Annotated in this window: 4 protein-coding genes; 2 read left to right on the top strand and 2 right to left on the bottom strand. The window is 73.0% G+C overall.

What is annotated here, in order from left to right; all coding sequences use genetic code 11:
* On the bottom strand, positions 1–345 hold a 345-nt coding region (locus tag ACFFNX_RS47860; protein ID WP_378213080.1), incomplete at its 3' end, for a LysR family transcriptional regulator.
* Positions 346–425: 80 nt separating this feature from the next.
* On the opposite strand from ACFFNX_RS47860, the gene ACFFNX_RS47855 reads away from it, so the two are divergent.
* Positions 426–1,406: an aldo/keto reductase gene (locus tag ACFFNX_RS47855; RefSeq protein ID WP_378213079.1), complete on the top strand. Its 981-nt coding sequence runs from the start codon at positions 426–428 to the stop codon at positions 1,404–1,406.
* Between the two features lie 15 nt (positions 1,407–1,421).
* Here the strand turns inward: ACFFNX_RS47855 and ACFFNX_RS47850 are convergent, their stop codons facing one another.
* Complete coding sequence (locus ACFFNX_RS47850) at positions 1,422–1,928, bottom strand: MarR family winged helix-turn-helix transcriptional regulator (RefSeq protein ID WP_378213077.1); 507 nt, start codon at positions 1,926–1,928, stop codon at positions 1,422–1,424.
* A 69-nt stretch (positions 1,929–1,997) separates the two neighbouring features.
* Here ACFFNX_RS47850 and ACFFNX_RS47845 point away from each other — a divergent pair.
* On the top strand, positions 1,998–2,365 hold a 368-nt coding region (locus tag ACFFNX_RS47845), incomplete at its 3' end, for an MFS transporter (RefSeq protein ID WP_378213076.1).

Raw genomic sequence — 2,365 nt, 5'->3', positions numbered from 1 at the left:
GCGGTGGAAACCGGCCAGCTCCGCGGGCAGGTCGAGCGGGCCGAGCACGGGGGTGGCACCGATGCTGAGCCGCCCGCGCAGCACGCCGGCGAGCTGGTCGAGGTCGGCGCGGGCGCCCTGGACCTCGGCGAGCACCGCGCGAGCGCGGGCGAGCAGAAGCTCACCGGCGTGGGTCAGGGCGACGCGGCGGGTGGTGCGCTCGAACAGCGTGGTGCCGAGCTCGCGCTCCAGGTTGCGGATCTGCGCGGACACGGCGGGCTGGGCGATGAGCAGGTGTTCGGCCGCTCGGCTGAACCCGCCGAGACGGGCGACGGCCTCGAAGTACGTCAGTTGCCGCAGCTCCATTCGATCCATAGTAATCCGCTATGAGTGCGAGAGCAGGTGCGTCTTGGACTTATCAGTCGGCGGGCCACATGGTGGGATCCATGGAGCAACGACACCTCGGCGCACTGACGACATCGGCGCTCGGCCTGGGCTGCATGGGCCTGTCCCAGGGCTACGGCCCGGCCGACGACGAGCGATCCATCCAGGTCATCCGGAGGGCGCTGGAGCTCGGCGTACGGATGGTGGACACGGCGATGAGCTACGGCCAGGGCCACAACGAACGCCTCATCGCCCGCGCGATCGCCGGCCGGCGGGACGAGGTCGTGCTGGCCACGAAGTTCGGCATCGTCCGCGGCCCGGACGGAGTGCGCGTCGACGCCCGGCCCGAGCGCGTGCGCGCCGACTGCGAGGCGTCGCTGGCCCGGCTGGGCACGGACGTCATCGACCTGTACTACCTGCACCGCGCCGACCCCCGGGTGCCGATCGGCGCGACCGTCGCCGCGATGGCCGAACTCGTCCAGGAGGGCAAGGTCCGCCACCTCGGCGTGTCCGAGGTGACGGCGGACCAGCTCGAGCAGGCCGCCGCGGTCCATCCGATCGCCGCGGTGCAGCTCGAGTGGTCACTGCTCTGGCGCCGGCCCGAGGCCGACGTCGTACCGGCCGCCCGCCGGCACGGCGTCGGCGTGGTGCCCTACAGCCCGCTCGGCCGCGGGCTCCTCACCGGCTCTCTCACCGAGGCCGACATCCGGCTCAGCGACTTCCGTCGCGCCGATCCCCGCTTCCAGGGCGACAACCTGGCGGCGAACCGGCGGCAGGTCGCCGCCCTGCGCCGGTTCGCCGACCGGCGCGAGATCTCCACGGGGCGGCTCGCCCTGGCGTGGCTGCTCGCCCAGGGCCCCGACGTCGTCCCGATCCCCGGCACCCGGTCACCGGAGCGGCTCGCCGACAACGCCCGCGCCGCCGAGATCCACCTCGGCCCGGCGGACCTGCGAGAACTCGACGAACTGCTGCGCGACGGCGACTGGGCCGGAGACCGAAGGTCGTTCGCCGTCCCGGTCACCGCCCGCCGCGCCGGGGAGTGAGTCTCGGGGCCGGTGTCAGTGCGGCGAGGTGGGGGCGTTACGGGCGGTCTCCACCTTCACGAGCATGAGCCTGAGCAACCCGTCCAGCGTCTCCTGCGCGGCGGGGTCCAGCGCGGCGATCATGTCGCTCTCGACCACCGCGCGCACCTTCATCGCGGCCAGCCACTTCGCGTGGCCGGCCGCGGTGAGCTCCACCTCGACCCGGCGCCGGTCGCCGGCGCCGCGCAGCCGCCGTACCAGTCCGGCCTGTTCCAGCGTGTCCAGCCGCCCGGTCGTGCCGGCGGGAGAGAGCAGCAGCTCCCGCGCCAGCTCCGAGGGCGTCATCGACGCTCCGTGCGAGGCCAGCCGGTGCAGGGTCTCGAACTCGAACTCCTGCAGCCCGACCTGGGCCAGCGCGCGGTCCTTGGCCTGGTGGACGTGCTTCACCAGGAACTGCATCCGGGTGACGATCGCCTCGGTGCGCTCGTCGTAGGGCGCCTTGCCGTGCCAGCGGGCCAGGTGGTGATCGACGGAGTCCTCCATACGGTCAGTATGCTACGCCGACAAATCTTTCGTTGACGAACCATATGCCAGCGAAATACCGTTCGGGACATGCGTCGACTGATCTTCGGCCGGACCAACGCCGCCCTGGCCACCGCGCTCATCCCCACGACCCTGACGCTCGCAGTCGTACGGGCCACCGGTTCGGCCGCCGCGCTCGGCGTCGTGCTGGCCTGCGAACTGGTCCCGATGCTGTTGCTGCTGCCGGTCGCCGGGGTGGTCGCCGATCGGTTCCCGGCCCAGCGGGTGGTGTTCGCCGCCGACCTGCTGCGGGGCGCCGCGCAGGCCGCGATCGGCGTGGAACTGCTGCGCGGCCCGGTCCGGATTCCGGAGCTGGCCGCCCTCTCGGCCGTCACCGGCGCCGGAGTGGCGTTCGGCACCCCGGCCGTGCGGCGTCTGGTCGCGGGCGTCGTCGACGG

Origin of the sequence: Actinoallomurus acaciae (assembly GCF_042429965.1) — a bacterium.
Taxonomy (GTDB): Bacteria; Actinomycetota; Actinomycetes; order Streptosporangiales; family Streptosporangiaceae; genus Actinoallomurus; species Actinoallomurus acaciae.
This window is presented reverse-complemented; position numbering and strand designations above follow the sequence as displayed.